At 40.0% G+C, this 2,454-nt stretch carries 2 protein-coding genes; one reads left to right on the forward strand and one right to left on the reverse strand.

Features of this window, described 5'->3' with window-relative positions; all coding sequences use genetic code 11:
* Positions 1–415: 415 nt before the first annotated feature.
* Positions 416–1,153 carry a hypothetical protein gene (locus F6J94_RS32955; RefSeq protein WP_293047944.1) on the reverse strand — a complete coding sequence of 246 codons (738 nt, stop codon included), beginning with the start codon at positions 1,151–1,153 and terminating at the stop codon, positions 416–418.
* Positions 1,154–2,007: 854 nt separating this feature from the next.
* Here F6J94_RS32955 and F6J94_RS32960 point away from each other — a divergent pair.
* Entirely contained in the window at positions 2,008–2,412 is a 405-nt protein-coding gene (locus tag F6J94_RS32960; protein ID WP_293047947.1) for an SET domain-containing protein-lysine N-methyltransferase, read from the forward strand.
* Positions 2,413–2,454: the final 42 nt, after the last annotated feature.

Here is a 2,454-nt window from a genome sequence, read left to right on the forward strand (position 1 = left end):
CGCGATCGCATACAGCCGCTGTGGATAGTAGTAAATAGCTTACGCAATTCAGCCATGGACACCCCTTAGTTGGTCGAGCTGTGAGATCACAGCAACAGACTCAGGGGTTATTTTTTTTTCAACAGCTCAAAGTCTTGTCCCAGCTAAATACTAGTTGTCTGATGTCTGAGCAACTCGTCTTACCCTGAAGTTATACCATTGGTTGAAGTTCCGAAAACCCTTAGGTATACAGCCCTAGGGCAAACGCATCTAATAATTTTTTTAGTGCTATATTATAGTATTTTATAAATTAAAAAAACACTATATGTGGAAAGTATCTTCTCAACAAGCACCATAAGCCAGGGTTTATTGATAACTATCCCCGGTTACCCAACAAGATGCGTTTGCCCTGAGCTTGCTGGTCACCCCTTCGTTGTCACACAAGGCGATATTTGTATAATTCCCTGTAGATTTGATTGCACTGGGAAAGAAGATCCTCAAAGCGCTCCGGGATGGCATCGCTTTTGGGTTTGTAGGGGTGAAACCCGGTTGAGTTTCTCACCGTGTCATACCACTGATATTGACACCAAATATCAGTGGTTGGGTTGCCTTTAGACCAATTTAACATCGCATCTGTAAATTCAACCTCTACCGCTTCGCAGAGCAAGGACAAAGTATGGCGTGGGTTTTCCTGTAGGTCACGGGCATCGATTACCGGCGGAATGACACCTGAATAGTCACGGACTATTTCAAACAATTGCTTAAGTCGTGGCATCCCTATGGTGTCCAATGTCGGATTAGGCCATAGCCGAAGATAAGATAGGAGCATCTCCCGAGGTTCACGAATCAGAAAGCAGTTGGTCAATTGGGGAACCCAACTAATGTCGATATGGGGTAGGAGTCGATAGATCATAAACTTTTGGTAATAGATCGATTTGTCGTTTGGTATTGACCCGGTCGTCACTTGCTCTACAATCTTGACCCAGTCTGTTTCATAACGGTTGAGCACTTCGTCCATTCCCGGGTCTTTGCGACCAGTGACTGAAAGATAATGTGGATAAAACGGCTCGTCTTGCACAAAGGTATCCGGGCGATTTCCCCAAGAACGTAGTAGAACTGTCGAAAGACATCGTGGACTAGCCCACATGGCAATGCGTTTCAGTTGATTTGCCACTAAATCAATCTCCTTTACTCGAATCAAGCAATGATAAAATTTAGCAATTATCAAGCGTTAATCATCAATAATTAAGAAGCATACCATTTTTGTAAATAACACTTTTAATTATGGTTTTCCACCCTTAGTATTATCGTTAGTGTTAGCGATGGATTTACCAAATTTGGATTTTCCCATTAATATATTACTTACGGCTTGTAAAAAAAAACATTTTATGGTCATAAAATTATGCAAAGGATTCAAATATCAGAGCCGGAGTAATCACATGAGGAGCCAAAAGATTCATAGCGTGCAAGTGTTGGGAGGGTCAGGAGGGTAACAAAACCATCCACAAGCAACACGAACAACTAAATCTGTTGATGAACCGCCTAGATGAAAAGTAACGGCCACTATCTCCAATTCTGAAGTGTACCAGCTCCATGTTCACTCATACATTCAAACTGTAGAGGGAGCAAAAGGGAGCAGGTCTTGCGTTGCAGAACAAATGAACTATGTACCATCAGAGCAACCTTAAACCCATGAGGGGGCTAGAGATTTAGTACAAATGTTCTGCATAAGTGACATGCTCCCGAGCAAAATTCATTCTTAGAGGCCAGATTGTTGTATGCTAAAAGTCAGGACTTGAGATGTGATAAATCATGGCTCTATTCAGAAAAGATGACAACCGCACAAATGAATATAAACTACTTCATCATCTTGATTCGGTAGTTTTAGCGATGGCTTATTTGCAGGGAGAGTGAACGGTTACATAGTAACAATCGTCCCTGTCAGGTCTAACTGGTTGAGTTGTACGGGGATGTTTATACTTTCGCTAGAGTATTCAATAATGGGGTAAAAAAAAATATCATAAATTGATGGTTAAAAATTTTACATTGATTGAAGTCAACAAAATTCCTAATAAAGGTAGGGGCATTATTGCGACACAGGATATTCCCCAAGGAACATTAATTGAAGTTGCTCCTGTTGGTATTTTTTCTCTAGAAAAAATACCAAACATAAATGAAACGGAAATATTCAAGTATTACTTCGTCAAGCCGTTAGAATATGGCAAAAGTAAAAATTTGAATGGATATATTGTTTTTGGTTTAGCTTCTCTTTGTAATCACGCAGAAAACCCGAATGCTCGTGTGGACTGGATCGAAAATGAAATTGGTTTATGGTCACATTTGATCGCAGATCAAACTATTAATAAAGGTCAAGAAGTTACATTATTATACACCAACATTGATGAGTATGCTGATGCCAACAAATTTGTTTAATCATTGTTAGCAATTCCTGTGATATAATCCATAAATCCTGAT

It is taken from the genome of Moorena sp. SIO1F2 (assembly GCF_010672755.1).
GTDB lineage: Bacteria > Cyanobacteriota > Cyanobacteriia > Cyanobacteriales > Coleofasciculaceae > Moorena.

Coding starts and splice junctions, on each gene's coding strand:
- F6J94_RS32960 (WP_293047947.1), top strand. CDS start 2,008: ATGGTTAAAAATTTTACATTGATTGAAGTCAACAAAATTCCTAATAAA.